Below are 21415 nucleotides of genomic sequence, written 5' to 3'. Positions count from 1 at the left end.
GAATCATGAAAACGAAATTACCTATCATATTTACGGCACTTGCAGCGCTCCTTGCCCTAACAGCTTGCACCAAAGGGTTTAAGGATATTAACGTTAACCCAAATGCGGTTGACCACGCGCTACCGCAAGCACTTTTGGCCCCTGCCATTACTGATATTGTAGCATCAAACATGAACCGTAGCCAACGCATACAGAACGAGCTGATGCAGGTTACAGTGAACATGGGCGATGGAGAGGGAAAGATATTCCGTTATGACATCCGGACCTCGGAAGCAGATTATCTATATCGTAAATGGTACATCAACCTAACAAACATCAACGATGTTTATACAGGTGGCGTAGAAACTAATAATACAACCTACCAGGCTATTGCCTTGGTATGCCGCTCGTGGTTGTTCTCCATGCTTACAGATACTTACGGCGATGTGCCTTTTTACGATGCCAACCAAGGCAAGGAAGGCAACTTTACCCCAAAGTTTGATAAGCAAAAGGATATTTACACTGAAATATTTAAACAGCTTGAACAGGCCAATACATTACTTAAGACCGGACCGGATGTAGCGTCGTCAAGCGACCCGCTATATGGCGGCAAGGCGGCAAGCTGGCGCAAGTTTGGCAATTCGCTTTACCTGCGTTTGTTGTTGCGTTTATCCGGCAAGGCCGAAATGAATACCCCGGCCAAAATTACAGAAATGGTAGATACGAACCCTGCCAACTACCCCATCATGACCAGTAATGCCGAGTCGGCGATATTGCGATGGAGCGGCACCGCGCCTTACGTATCTCCGTTTGCCACATGGCGTCCGGCAGATTGGTATACACCAAAGTTAGGAAGCTTCTTTGTTGACAATTTGAACGAATGGAGCGATCCGCGCATTGGCAGGTGGGCTACAGTTGTTGAAGGAGAATACGCCGGCATCCCGAGCGGCTACCTGCCCGGGCAGCCGCCAGCAGCCAAATCAACCTTGCTTACATCATTACAAATAGAGCCCCTGCTTGGAAACGTCATGAACTATTCTGAATTGCAGTTTGCCCTCGCAGAGGCTGCAGCTAAGGGTTGGGTGTCATCAAAATCGGCACAAAGCTATTATGAAACCGGTGTTACTAATGCCATTACATTGTGGAACCTTACCGTGCCAACGGGTTACCTGGGGTTTGCTAAGGTGAAGTGGGATAATAGCTATACGCTTGACCAAAAGATGGAGCTCATTCACAAGCAAAAGTATTATGCAATGTTCTTCACCGATTTGGAACAATGGTTTGAATACCGTAGAACAGGCCACCCCGTGTTGCCGAAAGGCCCGGGTTTAGAGAATAATGGCGTAATGCCGGCCAGATTAAATTACCCTGTATATATACAAAATACCAACACCAACAATTATAAAGCAGCCGTTGCAGAGCAAGGGCCTGATAATACCAACACACTGGTTTGGTGGCAAAGGCCGTAATATTAAGAACGATTAAACTGATAAGATTAATGAAAACAAGATTTATATATATAGCAATTTGCCTTGCCGCCTTATTGTTTGGCGCGTGCAAAAAGCACGATTATGCAGCAGGTGAGCTAAGCCCGATAATTGCCGTTGCCGACTTAAGGGCCATTTATAAAGGTAGTGATGTTACGCTTACAAAGGAGAACATGCTTGGGGCAACCAACATAATCGGTACGGTCATCAGTATGCCCGACTCCGGCAATGCGCCTAAAGGGTTGGTTGTGATGCAGAACCTTCGCCGCGGAATGCTGAGGGGCATAGCCATTGAGTTGGGTGCCGCAGCAACCAATTACCACAGCGGCGATTCATTAATGCTGAAAGTAGAGGGCGCTACGCTTAAACGCGTTGATGGTTTACTGCAGATAAGCGGATTAGCCGAAACTGCCATCACGAAGATATCGGAGAAGAATCCGGTTACGATTCAATCGTCATCAAGCTATGCTATTAAAACCAATCCTGATCAGTTTGAAAGCACCTTGGTAAGGATCAAAACGGCAACAGTTTCCCCAAAACCTACTCCGGATGATACCTTTTCAGGCGACCGCTACCTTGTGAATGGCGCAGATAGCATCGTGATGCATACTGAAGCTACAGCAGCATTAGCTGCCAGCAAACTACCTGCAAGTGCATCAGTAGCAGGCTTGCTATTGATGGGTAAAAGCAGTAGTGGCGGTACCGGCTTTCAACTGTGGCCGCGCGGCATTTCTGATATCAGCGATATCATTAAACCAGCCGATCCGAACGCCAGTTTAGGTACGCTGCCAGTCATCATCACCGGTTATATCAATGACACCAAAGGTGCTGATGGTAATTATGAATACTTCCAGTTTAGGGCAACGCGTAATATCGATTTCAGCAAAACACCAATGGCAGTAGTAACCTGCACCAACTCCGGTACGGCAGAGCCTAACAAAGGTGATGCGCCGGGATCTGGCTGGGCTACCGGTGGTGGCCGTACCTATAAATTTAACCTTACTGAAGGCACTGTTGCAAAAGGCGAGTTCTTTTATGTTGGAGGCAGCAACAAACGTATCAATGGCCCTAATACAACTGATATCAGCGGGGCTAAATGGATACGCTCGATAGCATATGTTACCAACATGGGCGATGGTTTCGGCAGCGCAAGCTCCGGTTTATTGCCTAATAGTGGTAATGCAGGTGGTATAGCCATATTTGATGGTATAAACGTTACGGAAACCTCGGTTCCCGTAGATGCCATTTTATTTGGAGGAAGCGGTGTAACAACCATTTACAATGCAACTACCAACAAAGGTTATCGCGTGCCGGAGAGCGACCATTACAACCCGATAAGTGGAAGTCAGCCATTCTTTTTGCAGGGAACGAACACCTACATCATCCCTCACTCAACGCCTGCAGATCAGGGCTTTTTTGTAAAACTCGGTGGCGCATTTGATGCCAAGAATAAGACCTGGATAACACCAAGGGGCTATAAATTCTATCAACTGCAATCAACATCTGCATTGTCAGAGATCGAGAGCGGAGCAGATGTGAACATGATGAGTAATTAAATATTTGCCTGTTAATAGGTTGTTATTCGCTCTCAATTTACTTTAAACGCCGGTTTCTTATAGGAGATCGGCGTTTTTTCTTTGATAGGGAGCTATAGGTAAAAATTTGCTGAAACCGAATAACGTCAATTAAAGCTGAAATAGGGCATAAGCTAAGTAAAGCAAGCCATGTTTTGATATAACAAAACGGCTTGCAGGATAACCCGGAGCCATGAGGATTTCACTTCGTTCGACCTTTAAATATAAGTTGTTTTCGATTTGTGGCGTAAGATCCTTAATAATTGAAATTGATCGATCGTAATCTTAGACATCGTGGTAAACCAAACCTACGGACAAGCTACGGCACTGTTAATAAAGGACAAAACCAGTTTTTATTAAGTGTTTGATTTAATGAGCGAAGCTTAATTTTTATAACCAATTACAAGGAGAACATACTGCTAACATGGACTATTACTCATAAGAAGCTTAATAATCAAATTGCCTTGTGCGTGAATGATGGAATGGCAATTTTTGATTTCAACTCGCTCTCTCAATTCATAACCTAACTTAACCACTACTTTTTTACTAGCTTCTACATTTCACAAACATCTGTTGAATCACCTGAACTAAGTATTTAATTAGTTCATTATCTAAATATTTCAACCCCAAATTCTGTGTAGGAAAGTTTGCAAAGTCCTTTCTATTTTTGATAGCGATAACGGTAGGTAGATCGTAGCCGATAGTCATTTATTTTTTTCTTTCACCGGACTAAAGCTCGATGTTTAGCCGGGAGTCGGAAAGAGGAGAAACAGGCTTTGGTTTACGTATTTTTTCGATCGATGATCAAGGCAATTCAATGGTATAAAAATCAAAAGAAGGAGAGAGAAAAGTGAATGTGGAAATGATCACCAGGGAAGACCTCGAACGCTTCAAGGAAGATCTGTTCGGGATGATCAAAGAGTTAACCGGCAAGCCGCAATTCGGCGAGCAGAAATGGCTGAAAAGCTACCAGGTGAAGAACCTGTTGAAGATATCGAACGGCACCCTGCAGAACCTGCGTGTGAACGGTACGCTGGCCTACAGTAAGATCGGCGGCATCATCTATTACAAGTACGAGGACATTGTCAAGGTCCTGGAGGGGCAGAAGAACAAGAACCCTTTTGCGCCTCACCCGCTCAGCAAGTAAGCTATTATGAATAGGCTATCACAAAGTGATAGCCCGGTTCGGGCATTTGTCATCCGCGTTTAGGAGCAAGCCATGTTTTCGCTACGCTTAAACGGGCTTGCTCCTGCGGAGGACCCAGGATGCCATGAGCAGATTTGTAGAAATAACACTTTGTTGGAGGGCAGGATCATGGGAAGACCATCGTTGAGGGAAGAAGAAAAAAGGAAGGTCCAGGTCAATATCCGGCTGACAGATCCGGAGCATGAAAAGCTTAAAAGCTACGCCGAAGGCACGGGGATCACCCCCGCTAACTGGATAAGACAAAAAGTATTTGCAGGCAGATTTCCGGTGATGAAAACATCACCGTTGAACGCAGCATTTTACCGGGAGTTGCAGCGCATCGGCGTGAACTTGAACCAGGCTGTGAAACAAATGCATCAGTTGAGATCCGGTACGATAGAGCCTGCTGTGCTGACCGAGCTTTTAAGCCTCCAGAAAGAGATCATCAGGGCGCTTTTATCATGACCGCCGACCAGGTAAAAGGCAAAGGGTTCAGGTGTGCATTGCTGTACAACTTAGAGAAAGTAAATAAGGGAGTCGCTACTGTTTTGGACAGCTCGTTTTCGGAGATGAAAGTGCATCAGGTGATGCGCGAGATCGCGATGGTCAAAGCCTTGCGGCCAAACCTGCAGAAATACTTTTACCACACCTCGATCAACTTTCCGCCGGAGGAAAAATTAACCGGTGAGGAGAAAAAAAATATTGCGCTGGAATACCTGGCGGAGATGGGTTTCGCGTCTAATCAGTACGCGGTGTTCGAGCACTTTGACGCAGAACATCCGCATGTACATCTGCTGGTTAACCGGATCGCTTACGACGGTAGCGTAGTGAGCGATTCCAGGGATTACGCAAGGAGCGAAGCGGTGCTGAGAAAGCTGGAAAAGAAGCATGGTCTAAGGCAGGTTGCCTCCAGCAGGCAGGCGCAGGAACGGGCAGTGACGAAGAACGAACTGGAGATGATGCAGCGGACCGGGGAGCCCTCTGTGAAAGTTAAGCTGCAGGTCATTATCAAGGACACGTTGAAATACTTTTCAAACGATAGCAAAGCAAGTACAAAAGACTTTATCGAAGCCCTCGAACGCAAAGGCGTCAGCATGCTTTTCAACCAGGCATCGACAGGCTTTGTGAGCGGTATTTCCTATACCTACGACGGAAAGATCTTCAAAGGTGCGGCATTGGGCAATGCCTATAAATGGAGTAGTATCAGATCAATGATAGCATATGAACAGGAAAGAGACGGCACAAGCATTCGCCAGGCAAACGATCGGGCAAGAAGAAGCATTGAAGCGCGCACGAGAGGACATGCAGACCGGTCCGCAGGAAGAGGTCAAGGCTTTGCTCAAACAAATGCAGGAGATGCAGCTGACGGCAAGACGAAGATATGGGGAGGAGCTGACCTTACACATCCGTTCGCTGCAGGAGCAGCTGGACAAGCTAGAGCTGAAGGCGTACGAGATAGAAGCATGTCTAAGCCGGCTAACGGCACCCTTAGAGCTAGTCAAAGAACAGCAAAAGTTTGGGAGCCGCTGGCTTATCAGGCTGTACCTTATCGCAATATTGGTCGGGTGCTGCTCTGCACTGATCGTGATGATCTTCCTGCGATAGCTGAAGACGTCACTGATGCCGCATATCTTAAAAGAAAGAAGAAGCGAAAAGGGTTAAGAATGTAGCGATTGTGTTAATTGGAGATCGCAACATAACAACCGCCCTTGTTGGCTGCGGCAGGTTGCTTCATTCCGCCACGCGCTTCGCGCTAAGTCTTCATTCCGCATCCAGCCTCGCGCTAGCGCGACAAGCGTGGTTTCACGCTAGTCTAAAATCCTGTAAATAAGTTCGAGACTTTGTCTATGAAATGACAGGAATAAGTTAATTTGCATCATGGAAAGATCACAACTAGTCTACAAGCTTTTGAGTAATATGGATAATATCCATGAACTTGGGAGGCAAAGGGCTTTTGAATTAGGAAACCCTTTTTATTCGAAGCAGGAGGAAGATGGTGACTATTACCGGAAAGAATTGCCCACAGGCGAAAAGTATCTTGTCGAGGTAATAATAGTGACAGATAATAATGATATGCCTATCAAGGTCGAAGACAAGATCATAAAAGAGTTGAGTTGATAATGGATATACCTGAATTGATCTTTGTTGTTGGTCCAAACGCAGCCGGTAAGTCGAGTTTTATTCGAACGAGACTCGATTCACTTAAAGATTTCGAGGTCATCATGACTGACGTTTACAAGGGCAGGACAAAATCAGTATTTAAGCAGGCTCTTGCACAAAGAAAAAATATCATTCTTGAAACTGTATTTAACGATGAATCTTTCAAAGACCTGGTTGATGAAGCCAAAAGCAGCGGGTATTACACTTCGCTTCTCGTGCTTTTTCTTGATACGCCTCAACAGTCATTAGATAGGGTTGCCTTTCGCAGTATTGAACAGAATGGCCTCACGATAAGCGGTAGCAACATTAAAATCAATTTCAATGAAAGTTTCAAGAATATTGCTTCCTATTATTTTTATTTCGATCAATCAGATTTCGTTTATACCGGCATCACCGGAAAGAATGCTTTGATTATGAGTTTCAGTAAAATGAAGCTAATTCTTTATAACGAAAACCAATTACAATACCCGCAGAAATTTGCTGATTACGGCTTTATACACAAACGAATAAGTGAAGAAGCCAACAGCCTCATCAAGTCAAATCGTTCTTATAAAGCCTTAGAAGCAGCGTCTAGTATAAAAGAAAAGCGACCTCTAAAGAAAAGAATTAAATTTTAGTGTACGGATATTTGATTACGACTTTTAAATTAACGTAGCGTTTATGATTTTTCAAGTTTGCGTTTAAGTATGGACATGTCTTCGCTAATCTTTCTCTCTAAAACCCTGGCATAGATCTGAGTCGTCGATATCTTGGTATGTCCTAAGATTTTACTTACCGTTTCGATAGGTACGCCATTGGATAGCGTAACGGTAGTGGCAAAAGTATGCCTCGCAACGTGGTAGGTCATATTTTTTGAGATACCGCAGATCTTCGCGATTTCCTTGAGGTAGGCATTCATCTTTTGATTCGATATCAGAGGGAATACTTTTCCACTTACTTGCGCTCTGTAGTTGCTTTTGTATTTTTTTATCAATGCCAATGCTTTAGGCAGCAGAGGAGTATTTACGGGTACAAGGGTTTTTTGTCTGAAAGTGCGCAGCCACGGCTCTCCATCTAATCCGGTCACAATATTTTCGGGGGTTAGGCCAACCATATCGATAAAGGCTAATCCGGTGTAGCAGGAAAAGATAAACATATCACGAACTGTGTTAAGCCTTTCAATTTCAAATTCTTTTTCTTCTACGCGCTGCAATTCCCATTCGTTTAAAAATTCTTTGTCTACAGCTTTCTTACGCATTTTGAAGCCTTTAAAGGGCTCTCCGTCTACCCAGCGAAGACTCGATCCGAGATTGACCATTTTTTTGAGCCTGATCAAATGTTTAAGCACACCATTAGTATCCATTTTCTTTTGGTGATCCTTGGGCCGGTGGTTATAGAGGAACAGTTCAAAGTCTGCGATGAATTTGTAATTAAGCTCGGATAACTTAAAATCGTCCTGATGATATGTCTGCTTTATAAATTTATTGATATACCGCTGGGTCACGAAGTAATGGCTCATTGTTCCTTTTGATAGAAGGGTAGATGCTTGATCATTGTGATATTTCACCAGTTCGCTAAGCATTGGGGTGTTTTGCTCCTCTTTTAATCCGAGGAAAGCACATTTGAGTTTTTCTGCTGTGATTGCAGCGTCTGTCAGCTCTAATTTACGATAGTGATCTTTCATTGTCCATCTAACGTCCTCTAAATATTTGTTGATGTCTCTGCCTTGCTTGGTGCTTTTTTTGCCTGATCCATTGAGTTTATCCCAATGGTCTATATCTACGACAAACCCCTTAAGTGCAATGTAGATCTTCTCCGCATCTATAACGATGCCCATAAACACCGGCGCTCTGCCATCTTTAGCGCGTTCAGCGCGCATTTTAAAGTGAATTCCAAATTTTCCTGAATACTCCATCTTACATAAATTTTGATACATACTGATTTTATTTAGGTTTTAGCTGCAGTTTAATGCATAAAAACCGTATCAAACAAGCCTTGAAAGCAACAAATTTTATTGATTTAAATTATTGTAAATCAATTATTTGTGATCTTTTAGAGTACCAAAAATATCAAATTAATTTTGGTACTCTCCTGGGTACTCTAAAAGTTAGTACGAAATGCGAAGATTTGAACTGATGGGAAATAAAAAACCCCGTAAATCATATTGTTTACGGGGTTTTGTGTCTGTTTGACTCTCTTTTCGTGGGAGCAACAGGATTCGAACCTGTGACCCTCTGCTTGTAAGGCAGATGCTCTGAACCAGCTGAGCTATGCTCCCTTGTGTTTTCTCCGGTAAGCTTTCGTTTACTTGAGGTCCCTTGCGTTTGGGAATGCAAATATAGAGTTTACTTTTAATGCTCCAAAAGATAAATTTAAAATATTTTTAAAAATTCCCTAAGTTGCAGATATGCAAAGGATTATTTTTTATCACATGGCTATCCCATGCCCGCCCCTTGGGTCTTCAGGCAATATTTCCATCTCAGGGTAGTCAATATAGTCGGCATACCACTGTATGGCCCCAACTACATCTAAGGCGTCTTCGGCATTTATATTAATGGTTTCAAATGCATATAACTTGTTATGTGCATAGCCATATAACTGTATCTCGTTTTCGTCTGGCGTAAACCGGTCTTCACTTAAACAATACACTCTTATTTTTAAACTGGTGTCTCTCGAGTGTATCACATCCCTGCATGGGTTGTTTGGGTCTGTTGCCAATAAATACACATTGTAATCCATATTTACTCTAACATCGTTATTCCTAATAAGTTTCTTAAATAAGCAATCAAAGTTATCCGCACTTTTTCTACACAGTGGGAAGCTTGTTCTACAACTAATGGGCATGTTAAACGGCAAAAAGTCATTTAAAGCGGTTTATTAGCCATTTTAAACGTTAGGCATACAGTTTGTTTTAAATGATCTACCCTTCTCAAAGGGAGTTTTTCATAGGTAGATGTAGGGCCGAAGGACTGCGAGAGTCTTCCGGCCTTTTTTATTTAATAAACTTCCGGGAAATGCTTTGATGCGGAGTTTTTAATCCAAAAAGAAATTTGAATAGCTTTTGAGTTAATTCTCTACACTTTGAGACTAAATTTCTACGATTTAAAGTTGATCTTTTAAGAAAACCTGCTTTTTAAGCAAAACGGCGCTTATTATGTTGTCGGCACAAGGTTTGTACTTGTAATGGTACCCTTCTCAAAGGGAGTTTTTCATAGGTAGATGTAGGGCCGTAAGACTGCGAGAGTCTTCCGGCCTTTTTTTATTTCATGCCTGCAATTCCTACTCTTTTTTGCTATAACAACTCCGCTTTGCTATAAAGCAGGCTATCCTCCAAACTACACAGAACAATCAAGCGTAATTCCACTTAAAGATATATAAACTAAAACAAATTATTTATGAAAACAGACATCAACCCAATCACCGGTAATGTGAATATGGCCCGCAGGTCGTTTTTACGTTATGCAGGCGCAGGCGTTGCTACTGCAGCGGTGGTAGGCGTAACTGCCTGCCACAAGGACCGTATAGTTGTTGACCCGGGCGGCAGCTCTGATATCGGCAGCGGCGACATCGGCATCTTAAATTATGCTTATGCGCTTGAACAATTAGAAGCAGCATTTTACACACAAGTAGTTAGCAGCCCTTACAGCGGTATGTCAAGCGTGGAATTAACTTACATGACAGATATACGCGACCATGAGATAGTGCACCGCGAATTTTTTAAAGCCGCATTAGGTGCTAAGGCGATCATGTCTTTAACTCCTGATTTCAGCAAAATTGATTTCGGAAGCAGACAACAAGTTTTGGCTACAGCTAAAGCATTCGAAGATTTGGGTGTACAAGCTTATGATGGCGCAGGTTACCTTATTAAAGATGCTAATTACCTGTTAATTGCCGGTAAGATCGTATCTGTTGAGGCAAGACACGCAGCATTAATATCTAACCTGATATCTTTCGGTTCATTTGTACCGGATGATCAGATAGATTCTAATGGATTAAACAAATCTGCAACCATAGCGCAGGTATTACCAACTGCTAACGCCTTCCTTAAAACCAAGGTAACAGCACAAGCATTTAATTATAACGGTTAATCAATATCGCCATGAATATATTTGATATAGTACAAGAAATAGAAAAGGTTGACCCAGAGGTTTACGATCGTTTAAACCCGCGCCGTGCAGCCATTAAAAATATAACCAGCTTTGGTTCAAAAGTAGCAGTTGCTGCATTACCGTTTGCTTTAGGAACCATGTTCAAAAGAGCCTATGGTCAATCATCTTCGAGTGTAGTTGATGTTCTTAATTACGCATTAACTCTTGAGCATCTTGAAGCAGCATTTTACACTCAGGGTTTAGCAACATCTAACTTGGTGCCGGCTGCAAACTCAACCTATTTGGGTTTGATAAAAAGAGATGAAGTTGCCCACGTAAAATTTTTACAAACGGTGATCAGTTCGCTTAATGCAACACCTGTTAGCGCTGCCACGTATGATTTTACCGGCGGAAACAACAAAGGTAATGGTCCTTTCAAGGATGTATTTAGCAATTATGCTACGTTCCTTGCTGTTGCGCAAGTATTTGAAGATACAGGTGTAAGAGCGTACAAAGGCCAGGCAGGAAACCTTTTGGGTAACCAAACGGTATTAACTGCAGCATTATCGATACATGCGGTTGAGGCACGTCACGCATCTGCAATAAGGCAACTACGCTTTAATTTAAACCAATCATCAACTACTAAGCCTTACATCGTAAGTACAGCTTCATTAGGTAATGATACCGGTGTTGCTGCTGCCAACGGTAATTATGCCGGAGAAGAAAACGTAACGCAAGGTGGTGTAAATTTGGTTACAGCTCTTAATGTATCTGCAGCGGTTGCTACAGCATCTTTTGATGAGCCATTAACAAAAGACCAGGTTCTGGCATTGGTTGCTGGTTCATTCATTGTATCTTAGTACCATACTGATACAGCGAAAAAATAAGGCCCTGCATAATTGCAGGGCCTTTGTTGTTTGTAATCAACTATAATTATTGTCTTGCCGGGCGGCCGCCGCCACGCTGTTCTTGTTGCTGGCGTTGTTGCTCTTGCTGCTGCCTTTGTTGTTGTTGCTGCTGGCGCTGTTGTTCTTGTTGTTGACGTTGCTGCTCTTGCTGTTGCTGGCGTTGTTGCATTTGTTGCTGGCGCTGTTGCTCTTGCTGCTGGCGTTGCTGATCTTGTTGTTGCTGACGTTGCTGCTGCATTTGCTGCTGGCGCTGTTGTTCCTGTTGCTGGCGTTGCTGATCTTGCATTTGCTGGCGTTGTTGCTGCATTTGCTGCTGACGCTGTTGTTCTTGTTGCTGGCGCTGTTGCATTTGTTGTTGCCTAACCTGTTCTTGCTGTTGGCGTTGCTGGTCTTGCACTTGCTGGCGTTGTTGCTGCATTTGCTGCTGGCGCTGTTGTTCTTGCTGTTGGCGCTGTTGCATTTGCTGTTGCCTAACCTGATCCTGCTGCTGACGTTGCTGCTCCTGCTGCTGTTGCCTTTGCTGATCCTGCACTTGCTGGCGTTGCTGTTCTTGTTGCTGACGCTGCATCTGCATTTGTTGTTGCCTAACCTGGTTTTGCTGCTGGCGTTGTTGCTCTTGTTGTTGCCTTTGCTGATCTTGCATTTGCTGGCGTTGTTGCATTTGTTGCTGGCGCTGATCTGATGATTGCTGATCACGTGCACCACGCGCTTGCTGCATTTGCTGCTGGCGTTGCTGCTCTACCTGTTGGCGCTGATCTGCTGTTTGCTGATCACGTGCGCCGCGAGCCTGCTGCATTTGTTGTTGACGTTGCTGATCGCCTTGCTGGCCGTTGTTGCGTTGGTCGTTGCGGTTCAAATCAGGCCTGCTGTTGCGGTTGCCGAGATTGTCAACATTAGGGCGGTTATTGTCTACCCGCACCAAGCGGCTATCCGGGTTGGTACTGCGGGCGGTTTGTGCCAGCCTCGAAGCATTTGCAGGGTTGTAGCCACGTCCGTTAGCTACCGCGATCCTTTGTCCGGGATTTTGGCGTCTGTAAGCTTCCGCATCCACAACGCGTGTAGGGCGTGCATTTTCGTCTCTCCTTATCACAGGCCTGTAAATATTAATGTTGTTGTTGTTGATAGTGGTACGCGACGGCCTATTGATATTGGTAATATTGTAAACACGTACCGGGCGCTGTGTAATACGCTGGATATCATCACGACGTGGGCCGCTTATGTACGTTACGTTGTTATAAACATTAGTATTGCGAATATAAGTGGTGCGATTTATAATGGTTGACACACGGTATGACGGCACATAATAACTGTAAATATCTGGTGATGTAATATAACGCTGTGGTGCAAATATCCAATAAAAATCAGGTACTGAATAGCCACCGAATGATACGTTGATATCAATACCCGGCTGCATTGGTGCCCAGCCATAATAGCCACCACCATCTCTCCAGCTTACCCAGGCAGGTGCCCATTCGTTACCCGGGATCCATTCCCAACCGTAATAATTATCAAATCTCCACCGGCCGTAATGGAATGCTGCCCAACCCCAGGGATAATCGGATACCCAGGTGTTACCATACTCGGTCATTGCCCAGTAACCATTGGTGGCGTATGGGCGAAAGTTCTGGTCAACGTCGGGAACCCAAACGTTGCCGTATTGCTGGTCATATACCCAGGTGCCGTATGGCGAAAGTTCGTCATAAAATTCCTGGTCAGATACATATCCCTGTGCAAATATCTTGTTGGGCGCTGATAACATCAGCATGAATGCCACCAGGGCTATTCCCCATATTTTACTTAATTTTTTCATGCTCGCTTCTATTGGGTTTAGTGTGATTTTATAATACAGACTAACCAATAACACAAACGTTTAACGGTGTAAATGTTTTCTGTGATGTGCCTTAAGCTTAAAACTTACAGTGTTATTTATGTTGGCACCTACGTTCTCAAATAAAAAATAGATAATTTTGGCTTTAAACATTTTAATTATGAGCGCAGTAAACATCCCTCGTTTGGATCTTAACACCTATATAAACGGCACTGAAGAGCAGCGCAAAGCTTTTTCTGATGCTATTGGTAAGGCTTTTAATGAAACCGGCTTTGTTACTATCACCAATCACGGTTTAAGTAAGGAACTGATAGATGACCTTTACAAACAGGTTAAAGCGCTTTTTGCCTTGCCAGAGGATGTAAAGATGAAGTACGAAATACCCGGCCTTGCGGGGCAGCGTGGTTATACCGGCAAAAACAAAGAAACGGCTAAGGGTTTTAAAGTACCCGATCTGAAAGAATTTTGGCAGATAGGCCAAACCGTTGCCGATGATGCGCCTGAAAAGGAACTTTACCCTGATAACGTGCAGGTTGCCGAACTGCCTGAGTTTAACACCGTAACGCTGGAGGTTTACAAAAAGCTTGAAGGGGCCGGTATTCACCTTTTGCGCGCCATTGCAGTTTATCTGGGGCTGGATGAGAACTACTTTGACAATAAGGTGCACAATGGTAATTCGATACTGCGTACGCTGCATTATTTCCCTATAGAGAACCCGGATGCACTGCCTGACGATGCGGTGCGTGCCGGCGCTCACGAGGATATCAACCTGATCACCCTGCTGATTGGTGCCAGCGCTGATGGACTTGAACTGCTAACCCGCGATAACACCTGGTTCCCGGTTAAAGCATATGGTGAAGACCTGGTGGTTAACGTAGGGGATATGCTGCAGAGACTTACCAACAATAAGCTAAAATCAACCACGCACAGGGTTGTTAACCCGCCGCGCGAGGAAATGAAGAACTCCCGTTTCTCAGTGCCGTTCTTTTTACACCCTAAATCAACTATGGACCTTGCCAGCCTGCCATCAACCATTGATGCTGAGCATCCGAAATTATACACAGATATCACTGCAGGCGAATACCTGGATGAGCGCCTGAGGGAAATAGGGCTTAAGAAGTAAGAAGTCAAGAGTCAAAGCCCTGCAGTGCGGGGCTTTGACTCTTCGTTAGCATTCAGTCGAAGGTGTTTACGTTCACGGATATGAACACCATGAACACCGTGAACGCTTGTGAACGCTTGTGAACGCTGACAAGAAATTGTCATTGCAGGAAACCAGGGCTTTTTTAGCCCAAAGGCCTTAGTTTGGCCACAAAGAGGCTTAGTATGCCCTTAGTTTAGTACTACTTTTTCGTGTTGGTAGGGTATTTCGATGTTATTAAAGCCCTTTTTCTTTAGGGTTTCGGCAAAATGTTGCTGAATATCGTACTCGCCGTGAACAAGAAATATCTTCTTAACCTTTGCCGGATCCTGGCAGCTGATGAAGTGCAGCAGGTCTTCGTAATCGCCGTGCGCGCTCATGCTTCTTATGGATTGTACTTCGGCGTTCACCTGGTATTGGTCGCCAAAAATGTATACCTCTTTATCACCACGGGCCAGCCTGCCGCCAAGCGATCCCGGCTCGGCATAGCCAACCATTAGTATAGTATTCTTTTGGTTGTTGATATTGTTTTTAATGTGATGTTTCACGCGCCCGGCCTCGGCCATGCCCGATGATGAAATGATAACGCAAGGCCGCGGGTCATCATTCAAGGCAATGGATTCTTCGGTAGATTCAATAAATCTTAAGCCCTTAAACCCAAACGGATCAGCATCCGCCCGCAGCACCTTTTTTACGGCGCTGTTGTATTCTTCGGGATGGTCCTTTAATATCTGCGTAGCCTTTTCAGATAGCGGACTATCCACATAATAAGGCACATCCGGCAGTTCGCCGCGTAACTCCAACGCGTTAAGGGCATAAAGCAGTTCCTGTGTGCGGCCAACGCTAAATGCGGGGATGATCACTTTGCCTTTTTTATCTACACACGTATGTTTTATCACCTCAAGCAATGCATCTTCAACCGGGCCAACATCTTTATGCAAGCTATCGCCATAGGTGCTTTCCAGTAAAATATAGTCGGCTTGCTGAAAAGGCTGGGGGCTTTTCAAGATCATATCGCCGTACCGGCCAACATCACCACTAAAGGTTACCTGCGTTGTCTTACCATCTTCAGTTACGGTTACGTGTACGGCAGCACTGCCCAAAATGTGGCCGGCATCCGTAAACTTAAACCGCAGGTTTTTGCTGATAGCGTATTCCTGGTGATAATCTACTATTTTAAACAGGCGCATGGCTGCCATGGCATCTTCTTCGGTGTAAAGAGCCTCAAGCAAAGGTTGTCCGCGCTTTTTACGCTGTTTGTTGCTGTAGTCAATATCCTGCATCTGTATCTTGGCCGAATCAAGCAGCAATATACGTGCAAGGTCCATTGTGGCCGATGTGCAGAATATATTACCCTCAAAACCCTCACTAACCAGGCGGGGTATTAAACCGCAATGGTCAATATGTGCATGAGAGAGGATAAGGTGATCTACTTTTTTAGGGTTAAAACCAAAGTGTTCGTTCATGTCCTCAGTATGTTCGCCAAGGCCCTGGAACATGCCGCAGTCTAATAAAGCCGTAGTACCATCATTTAAACGCAGAAGATGCTTGCTGCCGGTAACGTTGCGGGCAGCGCCGTGAAAGGTTATTTCCATTTATAATTGATTGTAACAGTAACCAAAAATGGCGAAAGAAGTTTATTATTAAAATAACTAAACATTTAGTTGTATAATTAATTTATTAGTTATAACTTGGTCTTAAGTACTTAAAAACATTGCACAATACATGGAAATTAAAGAGTTAACCCGGGCCGAAGAACAGATTATGCAGGTGCTGTGGCAGCTGGATAAAGGCTTTGTGAAAGACGTTTTAGACGTTTTGCCTGAGCCTAAACCCGCGTACAACACGGTATCAACCATCATCAGGATATTAGAAACAAAGGGGTTTGTTGGCCATAATGCCTTTGGCAAAAGCCATGAGTATTATCCGTTGATAAGTAAAGACCAATACAAAGATTTTGCAGCCGAAAAGCTTTTAAGCGGCTACTTTGATAATTCGGTAAACAGGATACTATCATTTTTTGCCAAGAAAGAGAAGATGAACTTGAAAGAGGCTGATGAGATCATGAAACTGATTGAAAAACTTAAAGAGAAATAGTTATGAGCTGGTGGCATTATTTATTACTGGTAAATATTTACCTGTGCCTGTTCTTCGGTTTTTACGGCTTGCTGTTACGCCGCGAAACTTTTTTCCAGTTGAACAGGGTGTACCTGGTAGGCACGGCAATATTGTCGTTCTTTATTCCGCTGATACACAGCGATTGGGTGCAAAACCTGTTTATTACCAGGCAGGTGCAGTATTCAATTTATGGTGCCACCGCCGTTACCATTGCCGATATCACCCCCATTAAAGATAACCCGCTTACCGTTGGCGAAGTATTAGGGGTGCTGTATGGCATTGGTGTATTGTTACTTATTGCCAGGTTACTGATACAGCTTGTTATGCTGCGGAAGGTGATCAATGATCCTTCGCCAAAAGTATCGTACTCTTTCTTTAACAAAATTAAGGTAGGGCAGGAGATAGACGGGCATGAAGTGATACATAACCATGAATTGGTTCATGCCCGCCAGTTCCACTCGGCAGATGTGCTGATCATCGAGGCGGTTATGATCATCAACTGGTTTAATCCCATCGTTTACCTGTACCGCAATGCCATTAAGCATGTGCACGAGTTTATTGCCGATAAACATACACTTGACGCCGGAACAAATAAGGCCGATTACGCCATGCTGTTGCTAAGCCAAACTTTTGAAGCGCCTGCGCACGGTATGGTTAATCCGTTCTTTAACCATGGTTTACTTAAACAACGAATTATTATGCTACAGAAAAACAGATCGCAGCGTATTAAGCTCATTAAGTATGGCTTATCTGCACCATTATTTGTGCTGATGCTGATATTATCGTCGGCGACTATCAGCGATAGCAAAACTGTTAAAATCATTAACGCCAAAGCTGATGCGGTATTAGAAAGTTCGGTAACCGGTAAGCTACTTACCGATGATGTACAGCCCGATGAACATCAAGGTAATGCTGCAGCGGTTGATACCGTACCCGATAAAAGCAAATTTATTGTTAATGTAATGCCTGCCTTTCCTGGTGGTGATAAAGCGTTTGGGCACTTTTTGGCTAAAAACATCAAGTATCCTGTAAATGCAAGAAACAATAAAGTACAAGGGCGTACTGTAATTACTTTTATGGTAGATAAGGATGGCTCGCTGTCTGATTTTAAAGTAGCCAAACCTGTTGGCAGCGGTATAGATGAAGAAGCTATAAGAGTGCTTAAACTTTCGCCTAAATGGCGACCCGGTACCAGTAACGGCAAACCGGTAAGCAGCGAAATGAGCGTGCCTGTCAATTTTACATTGGCTGCTGATGCAAAAGCATCTGTAGAAACACAGTCTCAGCTTAATGATAAAGCAGTATTTACGGTAGTAGAGCAATCTCCATCTTTCCCGGGGGGAGAAGAGGCTTTCTCGAAATTTATCAGCCACACGGTTAAATATCCTAAAGAGGCAAGGGATAAGAATATACAAGGCCGTGTTATTGCATCATTTATCGTTGAAGAGGACGGTTCACTATCAAACATAAAAATTGTACGCGGCGTTGGCTACGGAACAGATGAAGAAGCTTTGCGTGTATTGGAAAGTTCGCCAAAATGGAAACCAGGCATGCAAAACGGTCATACCGTTAGGGTACAATATGCCGTACCGATTAGCTTTGCTCTATCTGCCGCGGACGATGGTAAAGAAAAGAAAATTGGAGCGGTGCCAGAAAAAATTCAGTTGAAGAATGCGCTTCCGGGTGATACTTCAACAAAAATTTTCTTGAATGGCTTGAGAAATTATAATGGCACAGCGCCATTATACGTAGTAGATGGAAAGGTTGTAAAAAATACTACGCTCAACGCTAACGAAATACAATCAATGAACGTGATAACCAGCAAAGCAGCGCTGCTAAAGTATGGTAAAGATGCTGATGCCGGCGCAATAGAAATTACAACCAAAGCAAAAGCCAGTAATAGAGTAAAGTTAGTTCAATAGTTAAACCATATCACAGGTAGATGGCCGGAGCTGTTAGCACAGCCCGGCTTTTCTTTTACTGGGGTGCTCCCTGCGATTTGGCTTCCTGCTGCTCACGCAGGTTGCGCATAATTTTGGTAAAACCCCGGTGATTATTATAGTCATCATACAGCGGGAACATCAGGCCGGTACCCCAAAACCTTGAACGGTCTTTGCGCATATGGTAGCGCTCGTCAATAGCGCGGCCATCCTTTATGGCAAATTCCATCTCTTTACGCGGTGCATTGTGAGCGCGGTCTTCGGGCGTGAAAAATATATCGGCACTATGGCCAATTATTTCTTTTTCGGTGAAGCCCATTAGTTTCTCTGCACCTTTATTCCAGCTGTTAACGTCGCCGTTCTTATCTGTGGTAATTACCGCATAATCTTCAAGGCTATCCAGCACTTTGTGAAAGAAGTCTTCACTCATCCTAAAGTAACTGTCCTCAAAAACATCTTCACCGGTAACATCAGGGCTGTAAGAATGGAAGTCGACCTCGAAGCTAATGCCCTCTACGCCGCACGCAAACTGTATTGGTTCACGCGTTATGCGGTAATAGGTTTCAAAGCCATCAGGTAAGGCGTTCAGCTCAGGTTTTTCGCGTACCGGTTTAAGCGTAATAATTCCTTCACCTTCACCTTTGGCCAGGTCTTCATTGCTGGCCAGCATATACACATAACCTTTTTCAATAAGGTCGCCAACCAGTTGCGGAGTTAAAGGGATCTTCATGGGCTTGCTATAACAATAATTAAGTGCTTATACCGCAGTAGGCTTGCGAAGCACCTTTAATACGATCATGATAATTGCAATAACCAGCAATAAGTGTATAATGCTGCCGATGGCGGTAAAGAAAAAACCTATAGCCCAGCATATAACCAGGATAACAGCGATGGTGTAAAGTAATGAGTTCATAAGTGATTAATTACGTTACCTATTAAAGCATTAAGGTTTTAAAATGTTTTACCACGGGTAATAGTCAAATAAAAAGCCCTCTCCGTATAAGGGGTGAGGGCTTAAAAATTTTGTTTGCGTATATGATGCTACCTTACAGTTTTAACCATTTTTTGCGTACCGCTAATTGCTTAGGGCTTGCATTTTCAATTTCGGTTATGCTGTACTTGTAGGCATTATTGCGCTGCAAGGTAACCGGGATAACTATGCGCTGGCCATCGCGGGTAACAGTAACATTTACTTTATCGCCTACTTTTTTACCTTTAAGGATGGCGCCCATGTCTGTTACAGGAGTGTCATCAACAGCGGTGATCTCATCATTAACATTCAGGCCATCAACCCAGCCCGCACCGCCGCGCAGAACGGTAGTAATGATCTTGCGCGAATTAGTGAACACACCTAATGATGGTTCTTGCGTATCGGCAAGGTTATCTACCAGCTTATAACCGGCATAATTAAGGTATTTGTTGTAATCGATGGCATCTAAACCGTTGATGTATTTAGCATAAAAATCATCCAGTTTTTTACCTGCAAATTTTTCGAAGCCTGCTTTAAATTCGGCATCGGTATAACCACGTTTTTTGCCTTTGTAGTAAGTATCGTACATGTACTTCATTACATCATCAAGCGAGTACTTTCCGTTGCTGTCGTTAATGATCTCCAAGTCTAACAGCATGCCTACAACTGCACCTTTGTCGTAGTAAGAGATGCCCGTGTTGTAAGAGTTCTCGTTAGGGCGGTAGCCTTTTATCCAGGCATCAAAGCTCGATTCGGCAAGTGGCTGTACGCGCGTGCCCGGCTGGTTCTCAACAGTATTGATGTCGCCGGTCATGTCGTTCAGGTAATCCTGCGGAGTAGAAATATCGGCATGGCGCAATATCAGGTTTTGATAGTACGCGGTGAAGCCTTCAGCTATCCAAAGGTTGGTGGTGTAGTTCTCGTTATCATAATCAAACGGACCTAAGGCAATAGGACGCAGGCGTTTTACATTCCACAGGTGAAAATGCTCATGCGCAACTAGGCTCAGGAAACCGCGGTAGCCGCCCGGCGAGGCATACTGATCGCGTGAAGCACCTAATACGGTAGAGCTTAAGTGTTCTAAACCGCCACCGTTACGCTGCTTATTATGTACTATAAAAGTGTAGTGCTTGTTAGGGTTTTCGCCAAATACGGCAACTTCTGCGCGTATTACTTTAGCCATATCAACCTTAAGGCGCTCTTTATCGTAGTTGCCGCCGCCGTACATGGCTACTTCGTAGTGTGTGCCATCAACATCAAAATCAAAAACATCCTGGGTACCGATTTCAAGAGGCGAATCGTAAAGGATATCGTAATTAGGTGCAGTGCGGGTAAATATATCGCCGTTAACAGGCTCTAAGCTGGTTGATACCTTGTTCCAGTCTTTATAAGGTTTAATGTGCACGGTTGACGGGCTGCTCACCATGCCTTTAGGGTAAAGGAAGATACCCGTTGTTGAGAGGAATGCGTGCGATGCATCTATGAAACTGGTACGTACCGAAAGCTCGAAAGCGTAAACCTTGTACTTAACCGTTACCGAACTGATGCCGGCGGTATTTATCTTCCAGGTGTTCTTGTTGATCTTGGTAGTTGCAAGGGCTTTGCCTTTGGTGTTAGCACTAAGCGATTCGATGTTTTTTGCAAACTCGCGTACCAAATACGAGCCTGGAGCCCAAACCGGCATTTTCACTTCAAGCGATGGCTGTGCCAGGCCGGTAAGCGTCATCTCAATATCTGCGTAATGGGCTTGTGCTTCAGGGAAAGTTACGTTGTAAGATATTTTCACAGGAGCGGGCACAGCGGCAAAAGCAGAGGTCATAAATAATGTAATTAAGCAAGCAATTGCTGATGAGTACAAGTTTTTCATGCTGCAAGGTAAAAAAAATAATATTCTTTAATAAACCGTCAAAAACCTGTTACGTTGTAAAATGGTTGATACAAGCAACCAAATTGAGAATGAACCGGTTAATATTGCAAAACAACTGCCCGGTAATTGAGTTGTGAGTATCGGGCTTTGATCAAACAATTAAACTAAATATTGCAGCGGTACTGCACAA

19 protein-coding genes and 1 tRNA gene are annotated in these 21415 nt (G+C 44.0%); 12 read left to right on the top strand and 8 right to left on the bottom strand.

The annotated features are described in order from the left end of the window. Nucleotides 1-5: 5 nt before the first annotated feature. The 7 genes from INP83_RS00275 (at nucleotide 6) to INP83_RS00245 (ending at nucleotide 7003) form a co-directional block, all read left to right on the top strand. A complete protein-coding gene (locus INP83_RS00275; RefSeq protein ID WP_219125846.1) occupies nucleotides 6-1448 on the top strand; it encodes a SusD/RagB family nutrient-binding outer membrane lipoprotein in 1443 nt (480 codons plus the stop codon). A 29-nt stretch (nucleotides 1449-1477) separates the two neighbouring features. Then, nucleotides 1478-3022 carry a DUF5689 domain-containing protein gene (locus tag INP83_RS00270; protein ID WP_219125845.1) on the top strand — a complete coding sequence of 515 codons (1545 nt, stop codon included), beginning with the start codon at nucleotides 1478-1480 and terminating at the stop codon, nucleotides 3020-3022. Between the two features lie 880 nt (nucleotides 3023-3902). After that, the gene (locus INP83_RS00265) at nucleotides 3903-4187 is read left to right on the top strand and encodes a helix-turn-helix domain-containing protein (RefSeq protein WP_255563211.1); all 285 of its coding nucleotides are present in this window, start codon (nucleotides 3903-3905) and stop codon (nucleotides 4185-4187) included. 72 nt (nucleotides 4188-4259) lie between these two features. Then, the gene (mobC, locus tag INP83_RS00260) at nucleotides 4260-4691 is read left to right on the top strand and encodes a plasmid mobilization relaxosome protein MobC (RefSeq protein WP_219125843.1); all 432 of its coding nucleotides are present in this window, start codon (nucleotides 4260-4262) and stop codon (nucleotides 4689-4691) included. Beyond that, nucleotides 4688-5896 (top strand): relaxase/mobilization nuclease domain-containing protein, encoded by a 1209-nt coding sequence (locus tag INP83_RS00255; protein WP_219125842.1) that lies wholly within the window; start codon nucleotides 4688-4690, stop codon nucleotides 5894-5896. Before mobC ends, INP83_RS00255 begins: the two co-directional genes overlap by 4 nt. A gap of 208 nt (nucleotides 5897-6104) precedes the next feature. After that, nucleotides 6105-6344, top strand: coding sequence for a hypothetical protein (locus tag INP83_RS00250; protein ID WP_219125841.1), 240 nt, complete (start codon nucleotides 6105-6107; stop codon nucleotides 6342-6344). Nucleotides 6345-6346: 2 nt separating this feature from the next. Beyond that, nucleotides 6347-7003 (top strand): hypothetical protein, encoded by a 657-nt coding sequence (locus tag INP83_RS00245; protein ID WP_219125840.1) that lies wholly within the window; start codon nucleotides 6347-6349, stop codon nucleotides 7001-7003. A 41-nt stretch (nucleotides 7004-7044) separates the two neighbouring features. On the opposite strand, the gene INP83_RS00240 is transcribed toward INP83_RS00245, so the two are convergent. The 3 genes from INP83_RS00240 to INP83_RS00230 all read right to left on the bottom strand — a co-directional run bounded on the left by INP83_RS00240 (nucleotide 7045) and on the right by INP83_RS00230 (nucleotide 9104). Continuing rightward, on the bottom strand, nucleotides 7045-8280 hold the full coding sequence (locus INP83_RS00240; protein WP_219125839.1) for a site-specific integrase: 1236 nt from the start codon (nucleotides 8278-8280) through the stop codon (nucleotides 7045-7047). 288 nt (nucleotides 8281-8568) lie between these two features. Further along, nucleotides 8569-8643: transfer RNA gene (locus INP83_RS00235), tRNA-Val, on the bottom strand. A gap of 149 nt (nucleotides 8644-8792) precedes the next feature. Further along, nucleotides 8793-9104 carry a hypothetical protein gene (locus INP83_RS00230; RefSeq protein WP_146272432.1) on the bottom strand — a complete coding sequence of 104 codons (312 nt, stop codon included), beginning with the start codon at nucleotides 9102-9104 and terminating at the stop codon, nucleotides 8793-8795. Nucleotides 9105-9760: 656 nt separating this feature from the next. On the opposite strand from INP83_RS00230, the gene INP83_RS00225 reads away from it, so the two are divergent. Together INP83_RS00225 and INP83_RS00220 are read left to right on the top strand one after the other, a co-directional pair. Beyond that, nucleotides 9761-10453 carry a ferritin-like domain-containing protein gene (locus INP83_RS00225; RefSeq protein WP_146272434.1) on the top strand — a complete coding sequence of 231 codons (693 nt, stop codon included), beginning with the start codon at nucleotides 9761-9763 and terminating at the stop codon, nucleotides 10451-10453. A gap of 11 nt (nucleotides 10454-10464) precedes the next feature. Beyond that, nucleotides 10465-11313, top strand: a complete 849-nt coding sequence (locus tag INP83_RS00220) for a ferritin-like domain-containing protein (protein WP_146272436.1) — start codon at nucleotides 10465-10467, stop codon at nucleotides 11311-11313. A gap of 73 nt (nucleotides 11314-11386) precedes the next feature. Here INP83_RS00220 and INP83_RS00215 read toward each other — a convergent pair whose 3' ends face one another. Further along, nucleotides 11387-13171, bottom strand: coding sequence for a DUF6600 domain-containing protein (locus INP83_RS00215; protein ID WP_219125838.1), 1785 nt, complete (start codon nucleotides 13169-13171; stop codon nucleotides 11387-11389). Nucleotides 13172-13349: 178 nt separating this feature from the next. On the opposite strand from INP83_RS00215, the gene INP83_RS00210 reads away from it, so the two are divergent. Next, a complete protein-coding gene (locus tag INP83_RS00210; protein WP_219125837.1) occupies nucleotides 13350-14312 on the top strand; it encodes an isopenicillin N synthase family oxygenase in 963 nt (320 codons plus the stop codon). A 209-nt stretch (nucleotides 14313-14521) separates the two neighbouring features. On the opposite strand, the gene INP83_RS00205 is transcribed toward INP83_RS00210, so the two are convergent. Then, the gene (locus tag INP83_RS00205) at nucleotides 14522-15925 is read right to left on the bottom strand and encodes an MBL fold metallo-hydrolase RNA specificity domain-containing protein (protein WP_219125836.1); all 1404 of its coding nucleotides are present in this window, start codon (nucleotides 15923-15925) and stop codon (nucleotides 14522-14524) included. Nucleotides 15926-16055: 130 nt separating this feature from the next. Between INP83_RS00205 and INP83_RS00200 the strand changes: the two genes are divergently transcribed. Continuing rightward, nucleotides 16056-16427: a BlaI/MecI/CopY family transcriptional regulator gene (locus INP83_RS00200; protein ID WP_146272442.1), complete on the top strand. Its 372-nt coding sequence runs from the start codon at nucleotides 16056-16058 to the stop codon at nucleotides 16425-16427. 2 nt (nucleotides 16428-16429) lie between these two features. After that, nucleotides 16430-18370 (top strand): M56 family metallopeptidase, encoded by a 1941-nt coding sequence (locus INP83_RS00195; protein WP_219125835.1) that lies wholly within the window; start codon nucleotides 16430-16432, stop codon nucleotides 18368-18370. A 55-nt stretch (nucleotides 18371-18425) separates the two neighbouring features. On the opposite strand, the gene INP83_RS00190 is transcribed toward INP83_RS00195, so the two are convergent. The 3 genes from INP83_RS00190 to INP83_RS00180 all read right to left on the bottom strand — a co-directional run bounded on the left by INP83_RS00190 (nucleotide 18426) and on the right by INP83_RS00180 (nucleotide 21177). Further along, on the bottom strand, nucleotides 18426-19118 hold the full coding sequence (locus INP83_RS00190) for a PAS domain S-box protein (RefSeq protein ID WP_146272446.1): 693 nt from the start codon (nucleotides 19116-19118) through the stop codon (nucleotides 18426-18428). Nucleotides 19119-19145: 27 nt separating this feature from the next. Next, nucleotides 19146-19301: a lmo0937 family membrane protein gene (locus tag INP83_RS00185; RefSeq protein WP_146272447.1), complete on the bottom strand. Its 156-nt coding sequence runs from the start codon at nucleotides 19299-19301 to the stop codon at nucleotides 19146-19148. Between the two features lie 133 nt (nucleotides 19302-19434). Further along, nucleotides 19435-21177 (bottom strand): M61 family metallopeptidase, encoded by a 1743-nt coding sequence (locus tag INP83_RS00180; protein ID WP_255563210.1) that lies wholly within the window; start codon nucleotides 21175-21177, stop codon nucleotides 19435-19437. Nucleotides 21178-21415: the final 238 nt, after the last annotated feature.

This window comes from Mucilaginibacter sp. 21P (assembly GCF_019331605.1).
Taxonomy (GTDB): domain Bacteria; phylum Bacteroidota; class Bacteroidia; order Sphingobacteriales; family Sphingobacteriaceae; genus Mucilaginibacter; species Mucilaginibacter achroorhodeus.
This window is presented reverse-complemented; position numbering and strand designations above follow the sequence as displayed.